The organism is Ekhidna sp. (genome assembly GCF_965247405.1).
Classification (GTDB): Bacteria; Bacteroidota; Bacteroidia; order Cytophagales; family Cyclobacteriaceae; genus Ekhidna.
In genome coordinates this window covers 2,488,222-2,510,324 of record NZ_OZ252014.1, presented here as the reverse complement: position 1 = coordinate 2,510,324, position 22,103 = coordinate 2,488,222, and the positions used below count along the sequence as shown (strand labels likewise).

Annotated in this window: 23 protein-coding genes; 8 read left to right on the top strand and 15 right to left on the bottom strand. The window is 42.0% G+C overall.

What is annotated here, in order from left to right; translation table 11 throughout:
* Positions 1-82: 82 nt before the first annotated feature.
* On the bottom strand, positions 83-739 hold the full coding sequence (gene pssA / locus ACP14Y_RS11400; RefSeq protein WP_424963087.1) for a CDP-diacylglycerol--serine O-phosphatidyltransferase: 657 nt from the start codon (positions 737-739) through the stop codon (positions 83-85).
* On the bottom strand, positions 736-1,374 hold the full coding sequence (locus tag ACP14Y_RS11395; protein WP_424963086.1) for an MBL fold metallo-hydrolase: 639 nt from the start codon (positions 1,372-1,374) through the stop codon (positions 736-738). Before ACP14Y_RS11395 ends, pssA begins: the two co-directional genes overlap by 4 nt.
* Positions 1,375-1,412: 38 nt before the next feature.
* Between ACP14Y_RS11395 and ACP14Y_RS11390 the strand changes: the two genes are divergently transcribed.
* The 3 genes from ACP14Y_RS11390 to ACP14Y_RS11380 are packed head-to-tail and all read left to right on the top strand — an operon-like array spanning position 1,413 to position 6,552.
* Positions 1,413-2,456, top strand: coding sequence for an NAD(P)/FAD-dependent oxidoreductase (locus tag ACP14Y_RS11390; RefSeq protein WP_424963085.1), 1,044 nt, complete (start codon positions 1,413-1,415; stop codon positions 2,454-2,456).
* Positions 2,437-5,655 carry a translocation protein TolB gene (locus ACP14Y_RS11385; RefSeq protein WP_424963084.1) on the top strand — a complete coding sequence of 1,073 codons (3,219 nt, stop codon included), beginning with the start codon at positions 2,437-2,439 and terminating at the stop codon, positions 5,653-5,655. The genes ACP14Y_RS11390 and ACP14Y_RS11385 overlap by 20 nt, the downstream gene beginning before the upstream one ends.
* Positions 5,656-5,676: 21 nt before the next feature.
* Entirely contained in the window at positions 5,677-6,552 is an 876-nt protein-coding gene (locus ACP14Y_RS11380) for a YicC/YloC family endoribonuclease (RefSeq protein ID WP_424963083.1), read from the top strand.
* 46 nt (positions 6,553-6,598) lie between these two features.
* Here the strand turns inward: ACP14Y_RS11380 and ACP14Y_RS11375 are convergent, their stop codons facing one another.
* Positions 6,599-7,117: a DUF2911 domain-containing protein gene (locus ACP14Y_RS11375; RefSeq protein ID WP_424963082.1), complete on the bottom strand. Its 519-nt coding sequence runs from the start codon at positions 7,115-7,117 to the stop codon at positions 6,599-6,601.
* Between the two features lie 213 nt (positions 7,118-7,330).
* On the opposite strand from ACP14Y_RS11375, the gene ACP14Y_RS11370 reads away from it, so the two are divergent.
* Together ACP14Y_RS11370 and ACP14Y_RS11365 are read left to right on the top strand one after the other, a co-directional pair.
* On the top strand, positions 7,331-7,894 hold the full coding sequence (locus ACP14Y_RS11370) for a hypothetical protein (RefSeq protein ID WP_424963081.1): 564 nt from the start codon (positions 7,331-7,333) through the stop codon (positions 7,892-7,894).
* Complete coding sequence (locus ACP14Y_RS11365; RefSeq protein WP_424963080.1) at positions 7,894-8,220, top strand: nucleotide pyrophosphohydrolase; 327 nt, start codon at positions 7,894-7,896, stop codon at positions 8,218-8,220. The genes ACP14Y_RS11370 and ACP14Y_RS11365 overlap by 1 nt, the downstream gene beginning before the upstream one ends.
* A gap of 98 nt (positions 8,221-8,318) precedes the next feature.
* Here ACP14Y_RS11365 and ACP14Y_RS11360 read toward each other — a convergent pair whose 3' ends face one another.
* The 11 genes from ACP14Y_RS11360 to ACP14Y_RS11310 all read right to left on the bottom strand — a co-directional run bounded on the left by ACP14Y_RS11360 (position 8,319) and on the right by ACP14Y_RS11310 (position 17,701).
* Complete coding sequence (locus ACP14Y_RS11360) at positions 8,319-8,537, bottom strand: hypothetical protein (RefSeq protein WP_424963079.1); 219 nt, start codon at positions 8,535-8,537, stop codon at positions 8,319-8,321.
* 25 nt (positions 8,538-8,562) lie between these two features.
* Positions 8,563-9,264, bottom strand: a complete 702-nt coding sequence (locus tag ACP14Y_RS11355; protein ID WP_424963078.1) for a 2-phosphosulfolactate phosphatase — start codon at positions 9,262-9,264, stop codon at positions 8,563-8,565.
* 95 nt (positions 9,265-9,359) lie between these two features.
* Positions 9,360-10,442 carry a glycine cleavage system aminomethyltransferase GcvT gene (gene gcvT / locus ACP14Y_RS11350; RefSeq protein ID WP_424963076.1) on the bottom strand — a complete coding sequence of 361 codons (1,083 nt, stop codon included), beginning with the start codon at positions 10,440-10,442 and terminating at the stop codon, positions 9,360-9,362.
* Positions 10,443-10,447: 5 nt separating this feature from the next.
* Positions 10,448-11,224 carry an exodeoxyribonuclease III gene (locus ACP14Y_RS11345; RefSeq protein WP_424963075.1) on the bottom strand — a complete coding sequence of 259 codons (777 nt, stop codon included), beginning with the start codon at positions 11,222-11,224 and terminating at the stop codon, positions 10,448-10,450.
* A 142-nt stretch (positions 11,225-11,366) separates the two neighbouring features.
* Entirely contained in the window at positions 11,367-11,699 is a 333-nt protein-coding gene (locus tag ACP14Y_RS11340; protein ID WP_424963074.1) for a tRNA-binding protein, read from the bottom strand.
* Positions 11,696-12,331: a hypothetical protein gene (locus ACP14Y_RS11335; protein WP_424963073.1), complete on the bottom strand. Its 636-nt coding sequence runs from the start codon at positions 12,329-12,331 to the stop codon at positions 11,696-11,698. The genes ACP14Y_RS11340 and ACP14Y_RS11335 overlap by 4 nt, the downstream gene beginning before the upstream one ends.
* Before the next feature lie 69 nt (positions 12,332-12,400).
* A complete protein-coding gene (locus ACP14Y_RS11330; protein WP_348280047.1) occupies positions 12,401-13,273 on the bottom strand; it encodes an RNA polymerase sigma factor RpoD/SigA in 873 nt (290 codons plus the stop codon).
* Between the two features lie 187 nt (positions 13,274-13,460).
* The gene (locus tag ACP14Y_RS11325; protein WP_424963072.1) at positions 13,461-13,856 is read right to left on the bottom strand and encodes a hypothetical protein; all 396 of its coding nucleotides are present in this window, start codon (positions 13,854-13,856) and stop codon (positions 13,461-13,463) included.
* On the bottom strand, positions 13,853-14,740 hold the full coding sequence (locus ACP14Y_RS11320; RefSeq protein WP_424963071.1) for a M28 family metallopeptidase: 888 nt from the start codon (positions 14,738-14,740) through the stop codon (positions 13,853-13,855). The genes ACP14Y_RS11325 and ACP14Y_RS11320 overlap by 4 nt, the downstream gene beginning before the upstream one ends.
* Positions 14,740-17,370 carry an ABC transporter permease gene (locus tag ACP14Y_RS11315; RefSeq protein ID WP_424963070.1) on the bottom strand — a complete coding sequence of 877 codons (2,631 nt, stop codon included), beginning with the start codon at positions 17,368-17,370 and terminating at the stop codon, positions 14,740-14,742. The genes ACP14Y_RS11320 and ACP14Y_RS11315 overlap by 1 nt, the downstream gene beginning before the upstream one ends.
* Position 17,371: 1 nt before the next feature.
* Positions 17,372-17,701 carry a PadR family transcriptional regulator gene (locus tag ACP14Y_RS11310; protein ID WP_424963069.1) on the bottom strand — a complete coding sequence of 110 codons (330 nt, stop codon included), beginning with the start codon at positions 17,699-17,701 and terminating at the stop codon, positions 17,372-17,374.
* A 157-nt stretch (positions 17,702-17,858) separates the two neighbouring features.
* On the opposite strand from ACP14Y_RS11310, the gene ACP14Y_RS11305 reads away from it, so the two are divergent.
* Together ACP14Y_RS11305 and ACP14Y_RS11300 are read left to right on the top strand one after the other, a co-directional pair.
* On the top strand, positions 17,859-18,203 hold the full coding sequence (locus ACP14Y_RS11305) for a PadR family transcriptional regulator (protein WP_424963068.1): 345 nt from the start codon (positions 17,859-17,861) through the stop codon (positions 18,201-18,203).
* The gene (locus tag ACP14Y_RS11300; protein WP_424963067.1) at positions 18,200-20,806 is read left to right on the top strand and encodes an ABC transporter permease; all 2,607 of its coding nucleotides are present in this window, start codon (positions 18,200-18,202) and stop codon (positions 20,804-20,806) included. The genes ACP14Y_RS11305 and ACP14Y_RS11300 overlap by 4 nt, the downstream gene beginning before the upstream one ends.
* Before the next feature lie 238 nt (positions 20,807-21,044).
* Here the strand turns inward: ACP14Y_RS11300 and ACP14Y_RS11295 are convergent, their stop codons facing one another.
* The gene (locus ACP14Y_RS11295; protein WP_424963066.1) at positions 21,045-21,689 is read right to left on the bottom strand and encodes a DUF6503 family protein; all 645 of its coding nucleotides are present in this window, start codon (positions 21,687-21,689) and stop codon (positions 21,045-21,047) included.
* 40 nt (positions 21,690-21,729) lie between these two features.
* On the opposite strand from ACP14Y_RS11295, the gene ACP14Y_RS11290 reads away from it, so the two are divergent.
* The gene (locus tag ACP14Y_RS11290) at positions 21,730-22,083 is read left to right on the top strand and encodes a hypothetical protein (protein ID WP_424963065.1); all 354 of its coding nucleotides are present in this window, start codon (positions 21,730-21,732) and stop codon (positions 22,081-22,083) included.
* The last annotated feature ends 20 nt before the right edge of the window (positions 22,084-22,103 follow it).

The following is a 22,103-nucleotide window of genomic DNA, read 5'->3' as shown; positions in this document are numbered from 1 at the left end:
AAAATGAAAACAGAGTAAACATATAATTAGGAGTACATTTCCCTTCATCCTTATGTTAAACGCACATTTCAAACCAAAAATTCTATCGAATAGTCCTTGCAACAAAAGATATAATAGACGCCATTATGTAAAATGGGATAATATATGGGAAAGATGTCCATCGGAAGACAGCCAAAAGAATCAGAATTCCGATGATCAATACCCACCGTTCTTCATTGCCTTTCCATCCGGAAGATGAGAATTTTAGTGCAATGAGTCGGATCGGTGAGACCAGCATTATGGCGGAAAAAATGCAGATACTAATCAGCGTGTATTCATAAATCTCAAAAGGCAGGAAAGTGAGAGACGTAAGCATGATCGCGTTGGCTGGAGTTGGGAGCCCATTAAAACTATCAGTCTGAGACTCATCCAGATTAAACACTGCCAGGCGTATGGCTGAAAAAATCGCTATGACAATTGCAACCCAGAAATACTGTGAAGATTGCTGAAGCCACTGCAGCATGTAAAAAGAAGGTAACAAACCAAATGAAACCATATCTGAAAGTGAATCGAGTTGCTTGCCAATCTCCGATTGAACCTTCAGCAAACGTGCTGCAAATCCATCCAGAAAATCAAATAATCCAGCAACGATCACAAAGTAAAACGCCTCGGGACCTTCCCCCAGTAGTGTATAGTAGATCCCCACACATCCAATCGCAAGATTCAAGCAGGTCAGAAGATTCGGAATGTTTTTTTTCATCCTTTCACAAATGGATTATTTCTTTTTTCATGACCGATGCTTGTGGCAGGTCCATGTCCCGGAAGCACTTGCACATCTTCAGGTAAGGTATATACTTTATCCTGGATGTTTCTTAGCAGGTCGTCGTGATTCCCCCCGGGTAAATCTGTTCGTCCGATGCTTTCTCGGAAGAGCACGTCCCCGCCAATCATAAACTTTTCATCTTCGATGTAAAACATCAGATGGCCAGGAGAGTGGCCCGGCACCTCGATCATCTGCATCTTCACTTCATCCAGCGTCAGCGTCTCTCCGCCTTTTAGAAAATCATCAACCTCCGCATGTCTGTAGCCTGCCATCCCCCACTGTGGAGCGTATGCAGGAATAGAATCAAACACCTCTTTCTCATTTTCCGGAATTTTCAACGGTACCTTATAGTATGCTTTCAATTCATCATTTCCAAGCACATGATCTATATGGCAATGGGTATTGATGATTGCAACAACGTTCAAATCATTCATATGAATGTACTCTTTCAGCTCTTTCACCTCATAGTCCTCGTAGCATCCGGGATCAAAGATCAGGCAGTTGCCTTTTTCTGAGGAAACCACATACGTATTCTCATAGAACGGATTAAAAACGAATGATTTTATCTTCATCTGATATAGTTTTATGCCTTTGAGAACGCAAAAGTAAAGTGCCAAAAATTAAGGTAGACTATATCATCGTGGGACAAGGACTGGCAGGCTCGTGGCTGGCACATGAAATGCTCGAAAGAGACCTTTCAATCCTGGTGATAGATAAGGATATTGATGAGACTTCCTCCAAAAGGGCGGCAGGCATATATAACCCCATTACCGGTAGAAAAATGGTGAAAACCTGGCGAGCAGATGACCTTTTTCCAAAACTGGAAGATCAGTACCACCAGCTCGAGAAAAAACTTCAATCGGTTTTCTTACACCCAACACCTGTCTATCGTCCCTTTAAGAATATTGAAGATCAAAACGATTGGGATGGGAAAGTTGCTGATGAAGGATATTCGGATTTTGTAAAGATGTTCAAGAAGAAAAGTATTGGATACGATAATGTTCAGGACAAATTAGGAGGCATTATTATCAACTATTCCGGCTATGTGAACCTTCCAAAGATGCTAGGAGCAATGAAGACTTTCTTGCTACATAAGGGAGTTTACTGTCATGAAGTGTTTGATTATAATAAGCTAATCATGGAGGAACACCACGTTCATTATGAAGACCTTTCGGCGAGAAAGATCATTTTTTGCGAGGGTTCGCTTCCAGAAAATTTGTATTGGAATTTGCCTTTCCGGCCAGTAAGGGGAGAGATCATGGATATAAAAATCGATTTAAAATCGGATTACATTATCAATCAAGGAGTATTTATGATTCCAAAAGGCGATCGATTTACGGTGGGGTCAACCTACGATCACAACAATCTAACATACGAACCTCAAGCATCAGGAATCAAATCACTGGAGGAGCGGTTAAGTAAGTTGTACGCTGGTGATTACGAGATAATTGATAAGAGAGCGGGCGTGAGGCCAGCCACTCATGACAGAAAACCGTATATTGGTTTGCATGAAACGCATAAAACATTAGGAATTTTTAATGGTTTTGGCACGAAAGGTGTTTCTTTAACACCGTATTTTGCGAAACATTTCGTTGACGTTTTGCAAGGCGAAAGTGAGATAGAAGAAGAAGTACATGTTCAAAGGGTTTCTTAGATACATTATTCCATATTTTTTTATTGTAGGTGTGGCGTCTGGTCAGCACTACACGACTCCCTTTGGGCAAAACCGAATTCAGTACAAAAACTTCGACTGGTACTACTACAGCACTAATAATTTTGATATTTACTATTACCCCGGGGGTCAGGAGTATGCCCTGGAAGCTATTGATTTTCTGGAAGATGAATTTGTAGATCTGACAGACAAGCTGGGTTATGCACCGTACAGCAAAACAAAAATTTTTATTTATAACTCCATTCATGATTTGCAGCAAAGCAACGTGGGAATTGATGGGGCGGTCTACACCATCGGAGGAAGAACGGAATTTGTGAAACTCCAACTGGAGGTTGCCTATCCCGGCAAGGCCAACCAATTTAAAGAAGACTTAATTTATCAACTGGCCAGTACCCTGATCAACGATATGATGTACGGTGGAAGTCTGGCTGAGATTTTCCAAAACAGTTACCTACTTACACTGCCTGATTGGTTTATCGACGGAGCAGCCAGGTACATCGCCTATGGCTGGTCTAGGGAAATGGACGACTTCCTTCGCGATTATATGGGGAGAAAAAAGATCAAAAAACTAAAGCGAATCGACGGAGAATCTGCGCGGATAATCGGGCAAAGTATCTGGAATTATATAGCCGTGAAATATGGAGAGGGAAACATCTCCAATATCCTCAACCTTACACGAATTATTCGAAAAGAAGAAAACAGTATTGCTAATACGCTGGGAGTTTCATTCAAAACCTTTCTGGACGACTGGCAGAATTACTACCTACTTCAGCGATTGGAAGTAGAAGAAAACTACACGACAGTAGGTGAAGATCGACTACTTGAAGACATTAGAAACTCAAAAGACCTGATCACCACGTCTATTAGCTTCAACAAAGACGCAGACAAGGTTGCTTATGCGATGCTGAAGAATGGAAAATATCAGATTTATGTGACTGACTTACAAACTGGTAACTCTAAAAAAATTGCAACGGGTGGCTATCGCATCAATGGGCAGGATGTTGATAAACATTTACCACTTTTGGATTGGCAGGATAACAGCACACTTGGTGTGGTTTTATTCAAAAGAGGCTTCTTATATCTCAACACATTTAATGTCGATACCGGGGATAAAGGTCAAAAACCATTGAACCGCTTCAGACAAGTAGAAAGTTTTTCCTTTAATGATAATGGAAGGCTGGCAGTGATCTCCGGGGATATTGATGGTCAAAATGACATCTTTTTGATAGCCATGAATCGGAATGCCCTGCGAAGGATCACGCGAGATATTTATGATGATCTGGACCCGGTATTTGTACCTGGGACAGCAGCGATAGTATTTAGCTCTAACCGAGAAAGTGATTCGGTCAATGTCAGTGACGTTCCGCTAGAAACACTGGATAACAACTTCAATCTGTATGTATATGATTTGGACACAACAACAACCAATTTTTTTCGGTTAACAAATTCCTACGCTGAGGATCGAAAACCATACGCAAAAAATGTGAATGAAATCTATTATCTCAGTGACCAGCAAGGCATTTCGAACCTGTATAGGTATAATCTTTATGATTCAATAACTACCCAAATTACCAACTTTGATAAAAGCATCCATAGCTATGACGTCCACTTCAATCCTAATCGACTGACGTATTCTATGCTAGGTGAAGGTGAAAAGCGTGTTTACTATGATACCATTACCGATCTGAATACAAGTAAGTTCACAACTGAAACCCCCAGAAAGCGGCGTGAAAATGCAATCCGGGTGGTCACCAGAGTTTTGCGGAATGCTGAGAGAAAAGAAGAACAGGAAGCAGAGTTCACACCTAAAGATGAATTTGATACAGATGACTTCCAATTTGAAGAAGAAGTCTCTGATGACAGTACCGAGGTTGATGATGATCCAAACTGGATTGATACAGATAATTATGTTTTTGAGGATGAAAGCGAAACTTCATTTCAACCCGAATCCTTCTTTAGCAAGTACCAAAGCTTTGAGCAGGAAAATGAGCGAGTGGGTCCTATCCCCTATAATCCTCGATTCCAGTTCAACAATGTGATCACATCCTTTCTCTGGGATCCTTACAGGAATTTCATGATGTTCATGGAGACGGAGATCAACGATGTTTTGGAAAATTATAAAATTAAAGGGGGTGCACTTTTGAAAACTGACTTCAAACAAGGCGATTTATTCGCAGAATTGCATTACCTCAAATACTGGATGGACTTCAAAGTTCGTCTTGACAGAAAAACCTACATCCTGGAAAATCAAGACAATACCTTCCGTCATAAGTATAAGCTAAACCGATTCAAGTTAACTGCCGCACTACCGGTTACTCATACGTTCCGGATGGAAGCCTCTCCATTTTACACCGAGACCTCTTTTACCAATCTCAATTACCTAAGTGTAACCAATCAGTCCAATGAGCTGGCAGAGAACAGCCGAGAAAGGTATGCAGGTGGAAGCGTCGCACTCGTTTTTGACAACACGGTAGAGCGCTCTTTCAACCTCTACCAGGGTACAAGAGCATTATTAGAATACACCACACATTTCCACACTGGAAATTCCAACATGAATTTCAGCAACTTAAGGTTTGACTTCAGGCATTACCAAAAAATACATCGTGAGATTACCTGGGCTAATCGCATCCTATACGGAAAGCAAATGGGACCCGCGCGAAAAGACTATATGCTTGGAGGAATGGACAACTGGCTCTTTGCTGATGCTGATGTGCAAGGCGAACAGGACCCTCTGGCGATCGTGGAAGGTCAGGATAATAGTGACATTCTTTTCAATGAATTTGTTACGAACCTTAGAGGACTGGACTACAACGAAGCGTATGGTTCGGATGTTCTGGTATTTAATAGTGAATTGCGCATTCCACTGTTCCAATACCTAACCAATGGCCCAATCAAATCAAACTTCCTACGAAACTTCCAGATCATTGGATTTGGAGATATCGGTTCGGTTTGGACTGGCTCCCCTCCATTTAAAGATGGCCGACCTATCACTAGAAAATTCGAAGGAAATCCATTCTCTGCTGAGATCGTAAAATTTCAAAATCCATGGTTAGGTGGGTTTGGGTTCGGCCTTAGGACCGTGCTCTTTGGTTATTACATCAAATTCGATGCTGCACGACCATACCTTGATGGAGAAGTCAAAGACTATCGCTTTTATTTCACTCTAGGCTTGGACTTTTAGTCCAAAGATTACCTTTGCACCATGCAGCACTCCATGACAGGCTATGGACGAGATGAGCGTACCAGCCAAAATCTATTGATCAAAACAGAGATCAAAGCATTGAATAGCAAATTTCTGGATTTTTCTCCTCGCCTTCCTAAAGAGCTTTCAGCTCAGGAGGCAGACATTCGGAATGTCATCACCGACAAGCTGAAAAGAGGAAAGGTGATGCTTACCATGGAGCTGGAAATGGCCGGTGATGGGCTCCAGGATGTGCAGGTAGATGAGGCAAGGTTCAAAGCCTACTATGATAGATTTAACCAGCTGACTCAAACGGTAAACGGACATAGTTCGGATCTTATAAAATTGGCACTTCAAGCGCCAGATGTAGTAAAACAGCAGGAATTGGATCCTGAATCTCTACCCGTAAAAGACATCATGGTCAGTTTAAACGCTGCAGTGGATAAATGCATAGCATTCCGAAAAAAAGAAGGAGAAGCTCTTACGAAAAAACTGTCTGAATATATTTCTAATATCAGAGATGGGCTTAATAGCGTGGAAGAAAATGACGAAAGCCGATCAGAAAACATCCGAACCAGGATTCAAAAAAACCTGGATGAAATCAGGGATCGGGTACAGGTAGATGAAAATCGTTTCGAACAGGAATTGATTTTCTACATGGAACGACTGGATATTTCTGAAGAAAAAGTGCGATTAAAACAACACCTGGATTTCTTTGAAGAGGTGATAAGCAAAGAGGAATGTGCTGGTAAAAAACTTGGGTTTATCGCTCAGGAAATTGGGCGAGAGATCAATACGATCGGTTCAAAGGCGAATCACGCTGAAATCCAACGTACGGTGGTGATGATGAAAGACGAGTTGGAGAAGATCAAAGAGCAGAATTTGAATATCGTTTAAATAATAAACCGATTACTATAAGTAACCGGTTTATAGTCAATGCTGTTTATTTGATTGAGAATGTGACCTGGGTCTGATCCCATGCCAGGCTCACATCGCCATTGTTGTCTATATCGATCGTAAACATCTCCACTACTCCATCAGCACTGGCTGGCTTTACTTTCACGCGAAGCACATCGTCTTCTTCTTTGTACTCATAAGCTCCCCAACCATCCCACTTTTTATTGAAAATAATTGTCCATTCATCCTCTCCAGGGATTGTAAACAAGCCATATTTTCCGGCAGCCAATGGCTTACCTTCTACCTTCACATCGCTAGACACCTCGATCCAGGTAGATTCATTTGCTCCGGTACGCCACACTTTTCCATAATCTTCCAATCCTCCAAAAATTTCTCTGCCACGCTTAGAAGGACGGCTATAGTCAATGGTTATTTTGGTACCACCTACTTCCTGAGATACTTGTGCAGGAGGGCTGGGGCGTTTGCTTTTGTCTTTTTGTGCTGATACAGAAAATGCAAGCAACAAACTCATTGCGAAAAGCGACGCGATCTTTAAGGTTTTCATTATTTCTATGTTTAATGGTTTTATCAATTAGTATCTAATAGGTCTCTCTTTGCACGCAATCCGTCCATTTTTGTTGGGTCATTTTTGCAATTTTTATTTATCAAGCTTGTCATTATGTCGGATCAGATACATCGAAGAATTTCCAGAGTCGGTGGAACACTCAGGTGATAAAAGACGGAATTCATTAACTTTCTTAAAAAACCAACCTGTGTTATGAAAAATCTAGCCCTGATAATAGCCATCAGTTTCGTTTGGGCATGTGGCTCTGAAGTGAAAAAAGAAAACCGTCCACTCGTAAAAGCTGTGGATTACAAAGTGAAGCACATCGATCAAAATCACCGTGTGAGTATCGTGGAGGATGATTTTGTGCAGGCAGATTCTGTTTATAAAGTTCGTGGCTATTTCAACGAAGGAAGACTCATGAAACTTGTCGGCATCATCAAAACACCGCATTTTGAGCGTGATGATTACTTTTATTTTGAGAATGAAAAGCCCATCTTCTCCGGACACATGATGAACTTCGTTGACGATAAGCTGGCAGAGGAATTTAAATACTATTACAAAGACGGAACCATTGTAGAAAGTCTGTTTTGGAAAGATCACTACCAGCCTGGCAAGCGCTTCCCTCATGAAACCTTCAAAGAATTTGAACCCGACATGGATAGCCTGATGAAAGAAGAAAGAGACCGAATGGCCTTCTTCCTATCAAAGCTTGAAGAAGAGGGCTTTGAGCTCAAACACATCAACGAACATCTGGAAGCTAACAGCAATAATTGATGACCATAGAAGAAGCACAGCAGGTAGTAGACGATTGGATAAAAACGAAGGGCGTGCGTTATTTCAATGAGCTCACCAATATGGCCATATTAACTGAAGAAGTGGGTGAGCTGGCGCGTCTGATAGCAAGAACCTATGGCGAACAATCCTTCAAAGAATCTGATAAAAACAGAGACTTAGGTGACGAGATGGCGGATGTGCTATGGGTGTTGATTTGTTTGGCAAATCAGACAGGGGTGAACCTTACTGAATCTTTGAAGAAGAATTTGGAGAAAAAGAACAAGAGGGATGGAACACGGCATCAGGAGAATGAGAAGTTGAAGTGATGAACATTCCTGAATTCTGACAGGTTTTAAGTCATTCAAGGTGAATCATCATGTAACAAAGTGCAGCTTTTAATTCAATTAAACCTGTCAGGGTTAAATCAAGATGCTTCGTAATACGCTTTGATTTTTTCCTTGTCTTCTTCAGGAATAGATTGATCAGCTAATAGCTGCCAGGCTTTCTGGCGAGAGTTGATATTGTATTTTAAAAGTACATTGTTTTCCTTCTCGCGCTTGCGAATGCGACGAGACATGATGAAGATAGCAACCTGGATGATTGCTACGATGGCAAGAAGGATGTAGATCGTAGAGATTGGCATCTCAAACTATACGGATTGAATCCACTTAAGATACCAATTCACCTTCAATAAATTTAGGAACCACCTGATACTTACTTTCTTCCATGCAAAACTCCAAGTCCTTCTCAATTCCGAATCCTTTAAGTCGTTCGGCGTGACTGGATTGCAAAGCCAGCCCTAAGAGGTTTTCATGATTGGCAATAAATAGCTGGTGTGCAAGTAGTGCTGAATCCCCAACCGGTTCCATTTCTTCAGCACATTCATCAATCAGTGCTCCAGCAAATAAAGTGTCTTCCAAGTTTGGTGAACCCTTCCATCCCGCACAGTGGATCACTACGCCAATGGGTAATTGTAAAATGTATTCAGCCAGTGCCTCAAGATTCAGGAAAGAACCAATTAAAATGGCATCTGCTCCTTCAGATTTAAGGATCGCTTGTGAACCATTGGTCGTCGAGATGGCCACCTTCTTCCCTTTGACATTATCCTCCAGGTATTCAAAAGGTGAATTTCCCATATCAAATCCCTCTACTTTCTGTCCGCCTCGTTCGCCGGCCATCAGGTAGCCTTCCTTGCCAAGCGCTTTGCATTGCTCTACTTCTTTCACAGGCTTGATGGACTCAACACCATTAGCCAGACCGGTTATGATACAGGAGGTGGCACGAAATATATCTACCACCACCACTATTTTACCGGACAGGTCATGCTGATGAATGAGATCAGGAGTTAAGCAAACTTCGATGGTTTTCATTTTCAATTAATTCACGTCACTCTGAACTTGTTTCAGAGTCTTCAAATATTTTATTTATATAAGATCCTCCGCTATGCCCAGGATCACACTCCGTATTATTTCAAAAACGGTGGTTTCACCACCTTCGCTTTCAAACTTTTATTTCGTACCTGCACATAGATTTCAGTATCAGGCGCACTGTGTTCCTTGGCTACATAACCCATCCCGATTCCGATATTCAGCGAAGGAGACATGGTACCTGAGGTCACCTTTCCAATGATATTTCCATCTGCATCGGCTAGCTCATAATCATGACGAGGGATACCTCGATCGATCATTTCAAAACCTACCAGCTTTCGGGTTACGCCAGCCTCTTTCTGAGCCTTCAGATTTTCAGCATTCACAAAATCCTTCGTGAACTTTGTCACCCAACCCAAGCCCGCTTCCAATGGCGAGGTTTCGTCGGTGATATCATTGCCATACAAACAAAATCCCTTTTCTAACCTCAAGGTATCTCTTGCGCCAAGACCAATTGGCTTGATTCCAAACTCCTCACCTGCTTCAAAAACCTTGCTCCATACCTCTTCTGCATCTGCTTTATTAATGTACAACTCAAACCCACCGGAACCGGTATATCCTGTAGCTGAGATTATCATTTCTTTTCCGGCCAGTTTATCCTGTGCAAACCGGTAGAATTTCACTTCAGAAAGATTGACATCTGTTAGTTTTTGAAGTGTTTCAACAGCTTTAGGTCCTTGCACAGCTAACAGCACAATATCATCAGAGATGTTTTCCATCTCTACATCCCATTTGTCCTGACTTTTAATCCAGTTCCAATCTTTTTCAATGTTGGATGCATTGACTACCAGCATGTATTCTTCCTCATTCATTCGATAAATCAACAGGTCATCAACGATCCCGCCTTTATCATTTGGCAGGCAAGAGTACTGTGCTTGCCCATCCACAATCTTAGACGCATCATTGCTGCTCACCCACTGGATCAAATCCAGTGCATGAGGTCCGCGAAGCATGAACTCTCCCATATGGGACACGTCAAATACACCAACAGACTCACGAACGGTTACGTGCTCTTCTTTATCAGAAGAATATCGAACAGGCATGTTGTACCCAGCAAATGGCACCATTTTGCCACCTAGTTTTTCATGCAAGTCATTCAAAGGGATTTTTTTCGTTTCCATGCTTCTTAGCTATTAAGTTTTAATCCGACCGGACAGTGATCCGATCCCATGTATTCATTATAAATATGTGCTTCTGCCACCTGATCCTTCATCTTCTCGCTAATAAGAAAATAATCGATTCGCCAGCCCACATTTCGTTCACGTGCCCGGTACTTGTAGTTCCACCAGGAGTATTTCACTTCATCTGGATGCTTTAAACGGAAGGTGTCAATGTAGCCTTCATTCAAGAGCGCCTCCAGTCCATCAATTTCTGTTTGCGTATATCCGGAAGCTTTATCATAATTTTCTTTAGCTCTGGCGATATCTATTTCAGTGTGAGCGACATTCAAATCACCGCAAATGATTACAGGTTTTTTCTCCTCCAGACTAATGATGTACTCTCGGAAAGCTTCATCCCATGATGATCGATAATCCAGTCTTTTCATTCCTTCTCCTGAATTAGGGGTGTATACCGTCACCACGAAGAAGTTTTCAAATTCTGCTGCGATCACACGGCCTTCCTGATCGTGTTCCTCAATACCCATGTCATAAAAAACTTCCAGAGGTTTTTCTTTGGATAGAATAGCAGTTCCTGAGTAGCCTTTTCGTGCTTTTGAAGAGTTCACAGCAACCTCATACTGTGGTAATAACTGGAGTGCTGTTTTCACATCCTCCGGCTGCCCTTTGGTTTCCTGCAAACACAATACATCCGGATCCATCTCCTTTACGTCTTTGATGAAATCTTTTTTGATCATGGCGCGAATGCCATTGACGTTCCAGGAAACGAGGTGCTTTTGAGACATATAAATTTTAGGATTGTAGCAAGATTGATTTACGATTCTATCGGAGCGCAAAGAAAGGCACTGCGTGCCATTATTAAAACTTAAATATTAACAACAAATAAAATGTTGGGATTATGATACAGCACTGGGAGTTTGTCAACTCTTATCCCACCTTACTTCCATTCATCACCTCTCGCTGAGGTCGAAGCAGCACGACATCATTTTGCTCGTTGTAGATACCCATCACCAGGCATTCACTAATGAATGGACCGATTCGTTTAGGAGGAAAGTTTACCACTGCGATGACCTGTTCACCCTTAAGTCTCTTTTTATTGTAAAGGGTAGTGATTTGTGCCGAACTTTTCCTGATACCAATATCAGGACCGAAATCTATTGTCAAAATGTATGCGGGCTTTCTTGCCTCGGGGAATTCCTTCGCTTTTACAATGGTACCCACACGCATGTCAATCTTTGCAAAATCGTCCCAGTGAATCATAATAATTTGTACAGTTTTTTGAGGTTTTTACTTAATCGTTTGATGTGATGTTCATTGGAGATGTCCGTTCTTCTTTCTTCCAACGTTTCAATAAGTGGTTTCAAATGTTTTTTGTTCAATACTGCAATGAGTCGCTCGGCATACTGTCCCACTTGATTGGATGGTGCTTTAGCTAATTGCTCCAGAATAAGGAGAAACATATCATCCTGAAATTGCAGGTCTTCATACAGGGTAATCATGATTCGATATCCATGATCCCGTGTGACCACCGTTCCAGCGTCCATTGCATCAATGACTTGTGGGAGTGCATCAAATAATTTTGCCCTCTGTAGGTGAGCAATGTGAGCTAGCCCAATCATGCTTCCAAAAACCACCCGATTGATTGAGCTATCCAGCTGGCTAATCAGAAAATCAGCCTGCTCCACGAGTAATTCAGGAGCGCATTCACCAACATACGCCAATGCTAGTATAGCATCTGATTGAGCTCTTTGCTCAGGGTTTGTTTCTATGAATGCAACCAAGTCATTTACTTCCTTTTCACCTCCGGCATCAACAATATGCTTTGCTACCTGTTTGTTAGGTTCTTGATCTTTTCGATCCAAGGCATAAGCAAGTTGATCCTGAATGGGCATTTTAAAATTTTAGGCAAAAAAAATCCCGACGCGATGGTCAGGATTTAAATTTATGCTTTTCCCAGAATATTAGCTAGCGCAGAACTCTTTCAATCTTCTGTTTTTACCCGGCTCTCTCAATTTTTGAAGTGCCTTCTCTCGGATTTGTCTTACTCGCTCACGAGTCAAGCCCATGGCATCACCAATTTCTTCCAAAGTGAAAGGGTTATCACATCCAATACCGAAGCTCATCATCACTACTTCGCGCTCACGAGCAGTCAATGTAGAGAGTGCTCTCATGGTCTCAACCTTTAATGAATCGTTGAAAACGAGGTTGCCATCGGTTGGCCCTGTGGTCACATTCTCAAGAACGTCGAGTAGTGAACCACTTTCGTCCTCACCAAAAGGCGCGTCCATTGACATCTGCTTCACCTCAGCACCAAGCGTATTTCTTACTTCGCTAGGTTTCATGTCCAGAATGTCAGCCAACTCTTCTTCTGTTGGCTCACGCTCAAACTGCTGCTCCAGCTCTGCATATGCTCTTCTAATCTGGTTGATTGCACCAGACTTGTTCATCGGTAGACGAACAATTCGGGACTGCTCAGCCAATGCCTGCATGATCGACTGACGAATCCACCATACGGCATACGAGATGAACTTAAATCCTTTTGTCTCGTCAAATTTCTTTGCTGCTTTGATCAATCCAAGGTTTCCTTCATTGATCAAGTCATTCAGTGGTAAACTTCTGTTCTGGTACTGCTTTGCCACAGATACCACGAATCGAAGGTTTGCTTTTACGAGTTTTTCCAATGCCAGATCATCGCCTTCTTTGATACGCTTGGCAAGCGTTACCTCCTCATCCGGAGTAATCATTGGAACGTTACTTACCTCAGTAAAATATTTCTCCAGGGTGTGGCTCTCTCTCCTGTTGGTAATTGACTGGGTAATCTTTAACTGTCGCATATTATCTCTTTAAAAACTAATTTGTTATGGGTATAAAAAAGCAATCTGCAAAGATAGGCTTTCAACGGCTTATTTTGCAATGATCAACTTCTTAATATACGATAAATCAACCAGAAATTGTGTCCTTAAGTTTCAGAATGCAGGTCTATTGGTAAGAATTTCCGCATTTTTCGACCAAATACGGTTATCAGACCGTCACCTCACGATAGAACCGAACTTTTCTAATAATGTATACACCTAGAAAAATAACTCCTACACTTAGCAATCTTTGACCGATTGTAAATTGATTTTGAATGTGCTCCTCAGTGATAGAGGTAAGCACAAACAAGAGCTCCATCACTAATCTGCTAACACCCCAAAAAATCAATAACCACCCCCAAAAACGAAAGATTCTCCTGGAAAACCTGGCTCGATGATTAAGCCCATAAACCATCAAAACAAGTATGATCATTCCTAACATGAAGGGGATACTGCTACCAATCATTAAATAGCTTATCCCTTTGTAGAGAAAACCGATAACACTTAAGACAAGTGCTAATGAAAGAAAAGGAAGCACTGATATATTTTCCTTTATTTGTCTCATTTCAATATTTCTTTCATGACTTCTAAAACATACAATGTAGATCCTGCCAGATAATCAAAATTCACTGTTTCAAAAGTATCCTGAGGTGTGTCCTTAAATGGAGAAGTGTCTCGTTTTCCGTACGCTTCATTTACTCCTATCGCAGGATATCCAACCTGTCTGAAAGAATGATGATCTGTGGAATTTATGCTGGTGACATATATGGGGATTCCCATATCTTCAGCTTTATTCTTATACACTTCTTCTAGGTAGGGCGTTGGAAGTTCCAATTCCATCTCTTTGTTTCCATCTCCATCCCAACCCACCATATCAAAGGTGTGTACTGAGTGAACATTCCATTTTTGATTTTTGAGAAATTTCGCAAATGCCTTGCTGCCGATAAGCTCCTCTTCCTCCTGATCGAAAAATACTAGGAGGACATTCTTCGAGCGATATTCCATTGATCTCAAATGCTTCACAACACTGAAAACCAAAGCTGAGCCAGTCGCATTGTCTATAGCTCCCGGACATTCTACTTCGGAATCATAATGCGCACCAAGCACCACATATTCATCACTTTCGGTTGTAGATGGAAGAACCGTGTAAACATTGGCTCCTTTGAACGGATAAAAAAGGATATCGATGAGTGGGTTGAGATTAGGCATTCGGTATGAATGAACCTTGGGCTCCAAACCAATATCAGCTATTTGATTAACCAGAAGTTCTTTTGCCATTTCCCTTTCTTCGGCAGAACCTCTAGCGAGAATGTATTCACCGCCAGGTGTTTGATATTTACCTGAAAGCATGCCAATGAAAAGCTGCTGCTCTTTGACAAGAGACGCATTTTGTCCATGAATCTGTGAGAATGTGCAGATCGAAATCAGTAGTAAAAGCTTTAGTTTCATTACTCGTATCGGATAGATTGCACCGGATTTGCTTTAGCAATTTTGAATATCCTACCCAAAACCGTAGTAAATGAAATGAGTAATACCAGTACAAATGCGATAATGAATAGGTCGGCACTTAAATTGATGCGGTATGCAAAATCTGCTAGCCAATCCCCAAATAACCACCATGAAACAGGCGCAGCAATGCCCAGTGAAATAAGCAATAGAATTAGGTAATCCTTAAGAACCAACCTGATGATATTTGGAACGGACGCTCCCATTACTTTTCGGATGCCTATCTCTTTGGTTTTGCGCTCTACTGTAAAATTGATGAGGCCGAATAAACCAAAAGCCGAAATAATGATGGATACAATGGAAGCGATGAGAATGATTGAAGCACGACTCTCCTCAGCCTGATAATATCGTTTCCATTGTTCGACCAAAAAGTTTATTTCTGCCGGAGTTTCCGGGTCGAACGTAGCATTGACTTCCTCAATATGGGCAATGGTTTCTTGTACGTTTGATTTGTATCGAATAGTAAAGTAGTCGATGGATCGAATATGATTATTCCAGCTGGTGAGTACAACCGGACCTATCGGTAAATACAAGGACTCGAAATGAAAGTCTTCGATAAGTCCAATGATTTCCATTTGCACGGAATCATCATCATTCATTACCCAAATACTCTTACCAATTGGTTCATCCAAATTCAGCATAGCCGCCGTTTCTGAATTGATAATAATGTCGAGGCTGTCAGACTGGTCACTCCCGGAGAAATTTCTCCCTTCGCTCAATTCCATCTGATATGTATCGATCCAACGGTGATCGATTCCGTAATGGCTTGCCTCTATAGCATTATCCGTGAGGTTAGTCGCCAGCTTAGCTGTAGGTAAGTTTTTCCATTCACCGGGGACGCGCGAAGAAGTGGAAGCATTAATAACGTCCGCATGCTGCTGAATTCCATTGATTATTTCTCTGAAATTTCTTCTTGCACTTCCGGAGTTAATATCCAAAACGATCAGGTTTTTGTTTTCGAAACCCAGATCTTTTGTTTGCACATAGTTTAGCTGACGATAGATAACGATAGAGCCGATGATCAAAAAGATTGACAAGGCATACTGAACACCCACCAACCCTTTGCGTAGCAAGTCTCCTTTGCCGGAAAAGGCATTCTTTAGAACCAGTAGTGACCTCTTTAACTTTGAATAGTAAAGCGCCGGTAGCATGGCTGAAACCAGCCATATTATCAGGATTGAACCAATGTGGTACGGGACAAAATCCAAGGTGAATAACAATCCTACAGAGAAATCTTTGTTCGCAATTTCCTTGAAAAAAGGAAAGAGCACCACCACCAAAAGCAGCGAAATTGCATAGGCGATCATCACTGTAAGAAGCGTTTCAAAGAAAAGCTGGACAAGTAAGTGCTTATTATTAGCACCGTTGATTTTTCGCATACTTGCTTCCAGTGTTCGCTTAAGTGCCTGCACCGATGATAGATTGATGTAATTGAGCGCGGCTATAAAAATGACCAGTAGCCCCATGATCATAATCATACTCACAAACTCCTGGTCACTATTTGGGATTGCCTGTTGGGGGCTCATCCCTCCACGCTCAATATCGTTGGATTCAAGGTGAATGCCCTGAATGTTTTGTAATTGAAGCCCTTTAATTTCATGATCATCTGTCAAATATTTTGCTAAAAAGTTTTCTTGAAAATCTGTGATCTCCTCAGGTGTAGCGCCCTCTTTCAGAAGTACCCAGGTCATCGCTAATCGTCCATCCCAGGAATTAACAAATCTCTGCCAACCCTCACTCCATTGATCATAATTAGCGATGTAAATATTGCTAAACTGATAGGTTGAGTTTTTAGGCATCTCTTTTATTACGGCAAGTACTTCGGTTGGGCCAAAATTGGTATCATCAATGACCTCTCCGACTACATCAGTTTTGTCGAAAAGTCTCATAGCCAAATCCTCGGTAATCACCATAGCAGCTGTGCCATTGAAGGTCTTTAATGGGTTCCCATCAACAATATCAAAATCCAGGATTTTAAACAGACTGCTGGTTGCTATTGCCCAGTCGCGTTCGGCAATACGTTTATCTCCCTTCACCAGCACCTGCGAACCCATGTATGTTAAGTGTGCTGTCTCTTCAACCGAAGGAAATTCATTTTTTAATGCTTCGGCTAAAGGACCAGGAGTCGATAGATAATTATGCATTCCATCATCTTCCTGCACCTCGGTTACCACCCTGTAAATCCGATCCTTTTTTTCATGATACCGATCAAAATTTTGTTCGTCATAGACATACATCAGGATGAAAAAAAGGATAGAAAATCCCATTCCCAATCCAAGTATATTAACTAGATAATGCACGGTTTCCTTACGAAATCGACGTAAATAGATTTTTGTATAATTCTTGAATAAGTTCATAGTCCAATTATTTGAGAGTTGAGTTCTTTTAAGGTTCGTAATGCGAAAAGATCGAATCACATTCCAGACAAAAAATAGGTTGGCAGATCTCCTTGAAGTCTCTGATCGATGATAGAAAAACTCAAAAAGATCTCCTTCTATCTCATCGAGATAATCCTCCCTGCAATACCATCGCAAAAAGCGAATCGCCCACTTTGGTGGTTGTAATTCTGCCATATTAAATATTCGCGAAATTCAGTTGAGGAATCTTCTGATAGATGCTTGTTCGTAAATCGTGAGAAGCATCCAGCACCTTTTTGCCAAGGGCTGTCACGATGTAAAATTTCTTTCTTCTACCTCCTCTTTCTTCGGTGATCCCACCGAATCGAGAATCTACAAAGCCTTTTTTTTCAAGTCGTTTTAGCGCCACATGTATGGCGCTGATGTTGATTTTCTTTTTGGTTTCTTCGGTCAGAAACACATGAATGGAAACCCCGTATGCCTGATCGTGCTGAGCTGCAACCGTTAGCAATACGAGTTCTTCAAATTCCCCTAGTTGATATTCCATGGATTAAAATATTTACTTAACAAACGTGAATGTAATTCATAAGTTTCACATTTGTTAAGTAAATGAAATTAATCCTTTCTCACTTATCCTCCCCCAGCCCCCTCTTAAGGGGACAAAGAGTAAAACATATTTTCTACATATACGTATTTAATCACCTATGAAAGGAACACATCTCGGAGAATTTGAAGAATTGGTGCTATTAGCCGTTTGTACAACACATCCTGACACGTACGGCAACACGGTAAAAGATGAAATCAACCAAACGGCAAAGCGGAATATCAACCTGAGCACTGCACACGGTGCGCTGGCCAGACTGGAAGGTAAAGGATTTGTCAAAAGCTACATGGGCGAAGCGACCTCTGTGCGAGGTGGTAAGCGAAAACGCATTTTTGAAATCACTGCCCAGGGACTAAAAAAGCTGGAAGAAGCGAAGGAATTGCGAGCAAAATTCTGGGATAAGATCCCTGAAAAAGTGCTTCAAACACAATACATCACCACATGAAAGAGCTGCCACGAAGTGTTCGGTTTCTTTGTCGCGTACTTTTCAATGAACGAGTACGAGAGGAAATCATCGGCGATCTGAATGAGGAGATGGAGGTGTTTCAAAAACATCATGGCCGATTTAGAACGACCCTTCATTTGCTATTTACAACCTTCCTATTTACCCGATATCGGTATACCTGGAAAAACATCAACCAACTAAATACTTCAACAATGTTTATCAAGCACACACTCAGACCTGCCTGGAGAAACCTCAAAAAAGATAAAGTCAGCACCCTTCTGAATGGTGTTGGCCTTACCATTGGGTTTACGCTTAGCATAATTATTGCCTTAATGGTCACTCGCGAGCTGAGCTACGATCAATGGCATGAAAAATCCCATCGTATTTTCAAAGTGACCCATGATGAGCGTGTTACAGGTCGAAGTGATCGTCACCTGGCGACCGTAGGCCCACCGGTAGGTCCGGCGCTGATGGAAGCATATGACGAAATTGAAAGCTACATGCGTGTGAGGGACACTCCTACACAACCCGTAAAAGTGGGTGACAAAAACTTCTACGAAGATGGCATCTTCTACGTCGACAGTACCTTGTTTGATGTCTTTGATTACTCACTGGCCGAAGGTGACGAAAAAACCGCTTTAATAAACACCAATTCGGTAGTCTTATCCACTGACATGGCTGAAAAATACTTTGGTTCTTCCTCGGCGGTTGGTCAGCGCATTGAGATTTCGGAAACTCCTTACATAGTAACCGGTGTGCTGAACCCCAGCCCTTCCACCAGTCATTTTACGTTTGATTTCATCATTCCATTCCATGCTTTCAGAGTGCCATTTGGCTATCCTGTGACGTTGAATTCCTGGGGTTGGATTTCGTTTCATACCTATGTCCTACTGAAAGATCCCACCGTGGAAAAGCAGCTGGAAGAGCAGTTGGTTGATATTATTCATACGCATTGGCAGGAAGAGCAATGGAATCTTTTCCGTTTTGATTTACAGCCTCTTGAAGATATCTACCTGGGAGATATCAAAAACGACATTGTTGCTTCCGGCAGCTGGAATAATATTTATGCACTGAGCATTACCGGAGCATTGCTTTTGTTCCTGATCATCTTCAATTACACCAACTTGTCGGTAGCGCAATCGCTGAATCGTACCAAGGAAGTTGGCGTGCGGAAAGCTTTGGGTGCCAGCAAACGAATGGTAGTTTTTCAATTTGCCATTGAGTCGGTTATTCTTTCATTGATGTCCTTCATCATTTCTATTGCGCTCTTAATCCCGACAATAAATTTTCTTGAGTCCTATTTGGGGATCAATATTTATGCAATGGAGGTATGGCAGTCGAATCAATGGCTCGCCGTTGCAGCAGCTACTTTAGCTGTGATCGTTGGGATGATGGGAGGCGCATATCCTGCCTTTATCATGTCTAAAACGAAGGCAATCGCCGCACTTGCACGAACGATCTCAGGAGGTCAATTGGGTATCAATGTGCGAAAGGTCCTGGTGACCATGCAGTTTATCATAACCATTGGTCTGCTGGCAGGAAGTATCATTATCTATCAGCAAATCTCTTACATTCAGCAAAAGGATCTGGGATACGACAAATCTGCCTTAGCAGTACTTCGGGTACCCGGTCAGTCTCTTTTACAGAAAGCTGACGTGCTAAAAAACCAGTTGAACTCCATCCAGCGAGTTTCCGGAGTGGCCATCGGTGGGGGCAGAATGGATGGTGACAATGGAAATGTGCCGGTGAAAACACCAGACATGGAGGAATCAAAACCCATATTCATCGATGGGGTGGACTATGGCTATTTTAAGATGTTGGGCATTCCCTTGATTGCAGGCAGGGAATTTGACAAATCGTATACGACAGACAGTGCCGGAGCGGTGATCATAAACGAGAAAGCGGTAGGGTATATGGGCTATTCGTCTCCGGAAGAAGCGATTGGACGCCCGATTCAGGTAGGTCAGATTCGCACAGGAAATATTGTTGGTGTAGTAGCTGATTATCATTTTTCTTCCTTACACAACGATATAGGTCCCCTGGCCATCATGTATCCAAGAACCCTACAGGAAGACGTTTACATAAGAATAGAACCAGGGAACATGCTGGAACTGGTTAAGAATATTGAAGCGAAGTGGAGCAGCATTTTTCCAGACCTTCCATTTGATTTGATCTTCTTAGAAAACCACCTCAACTCCCTGTACCAGGAAGATGTGGCGTTCGCAAAGATGTTTCAGGCCCTAACCATTGTTACGTTAATCATTGCCTGCCTGGGGCTTTATGGATTGATATCTCTAATTGCCACACAGAAAACAAAGGAGATCAGCGTGAGAAAAGTGTTGGGTGCCAGCCTGAAAGACCTCATGGGGAATTTATTCAGGCCTTTTGCCTTAAGAATTTTGATCGCCATGCTGATCGTTTCTCCGATAGCCTATTTTCTACTTTCCGGATGGCTGGATAATTACGCCTTTAAAATCGACATTAGCTGGTGGTTGTTTTTAGCTGCCGGACTGGTAGTTTTAGTCACTGCTTTAGTAGCGACCGTTTTGCATTCACTGAAAGTGTATCGGATCAATCCGGCGAGGACGTTGAAGGATGAGTAACATATTCCCCTCCTTGGAGGGGCTAGGGGTGGGTTAAATGTATTTACAAGAAATTGATCTCTTTACAACTACATAGTTATTCATACTGAATGCTGTTTTCAGTACGCTCAAGCCGCTGGGCTTTTCATTTTTGGCGCTCCAAAAACGAAACAAAAAAAGCAGCTAAAATCAATCCAGCCTTAGCACATCCTACACGTGATTTTAGCTTCTACAGCATGCTTAACTCATCTAAATCATTTCACTCCATCCTCTCCAAAACATCCGTTCCCAAATACTTCATCTCTGGTAGAGTAAACCAGCTGCGCTTTTGAGGAATTTTAATGCCTTGCACCTCGATTTCATCTTCGAGGGTAATCATTTCACCTTCCGTCTCGGCCACATCCTGATAAAATTTGTATTGTAGCATCCGACCGGAATCTTCATCAAAATAGAAATACCACGTATCTTTCTCATAGGCCACACGGAGCACCTTGCATAAGTTGTCTCCTACCTTTTCATCTTCAGCAAGCGTTATTTCCGTAGTGGATTTATCGTAGAGCTTCATCGGTAAGCCCCAGATATAGAGATAGTAGTTACGCAGCACCAAAGCACGCGCTTTCTCCTGATCTCCTTTTAATACTTCGGCTACTTCTCCATTCACTTCATAAATTTCTTCATCATTCCGGTTGATCTTCATGTAGCTTTCTGCATTTCTGAAGGTGATGATGGTGGACCGATCCGGCCCGGTTGGGCGGGTTTCTTTAAAGTAGAAAGTAGCGTCTAAAGTTGGCCAGTTATCCTCCGGATCATGGTAGGAGACCGCCTTAGCCAGAATTTGCCCTGCTGTGGTTTGTGCACCAAGTAGAAGGGGTAATACCAATAGAAGGGAGAGCAATATTCGCATAGTTTCAGTAGATTGAAATGAATATTGAAAGTTATCTAAAATGGACAAACCAGCGAAAACCGTCTGGCTCTTCGGCATCTATCTTCTCATAGAAGGTCTATTCCTCATGTTGGCCCCATCATCCATTTTATCAGCAATTGGTATTCCTGATGCTGAAAGCGTTTGGCGCATTGTTATTGGATTTGTAGTGGCTGTACTAGGCTACTACTATATCCGAAATGCGAAAGAGAATCTTGTTCCCTTTTTCGGCTTTACCGTTCAGATTCGCATCATTCAGTTTGTATTCTTCATCTGGCTATATGTCTTTGAGCGAGGTACGCTCGCCTTGATTGGCTTTTCATTTATTGAGTTTGTGGCTGGCATGTGGACGTGGAGGGTGTTGAAGACTAGCTAATTCCTCCCTTGAGGGAGGTT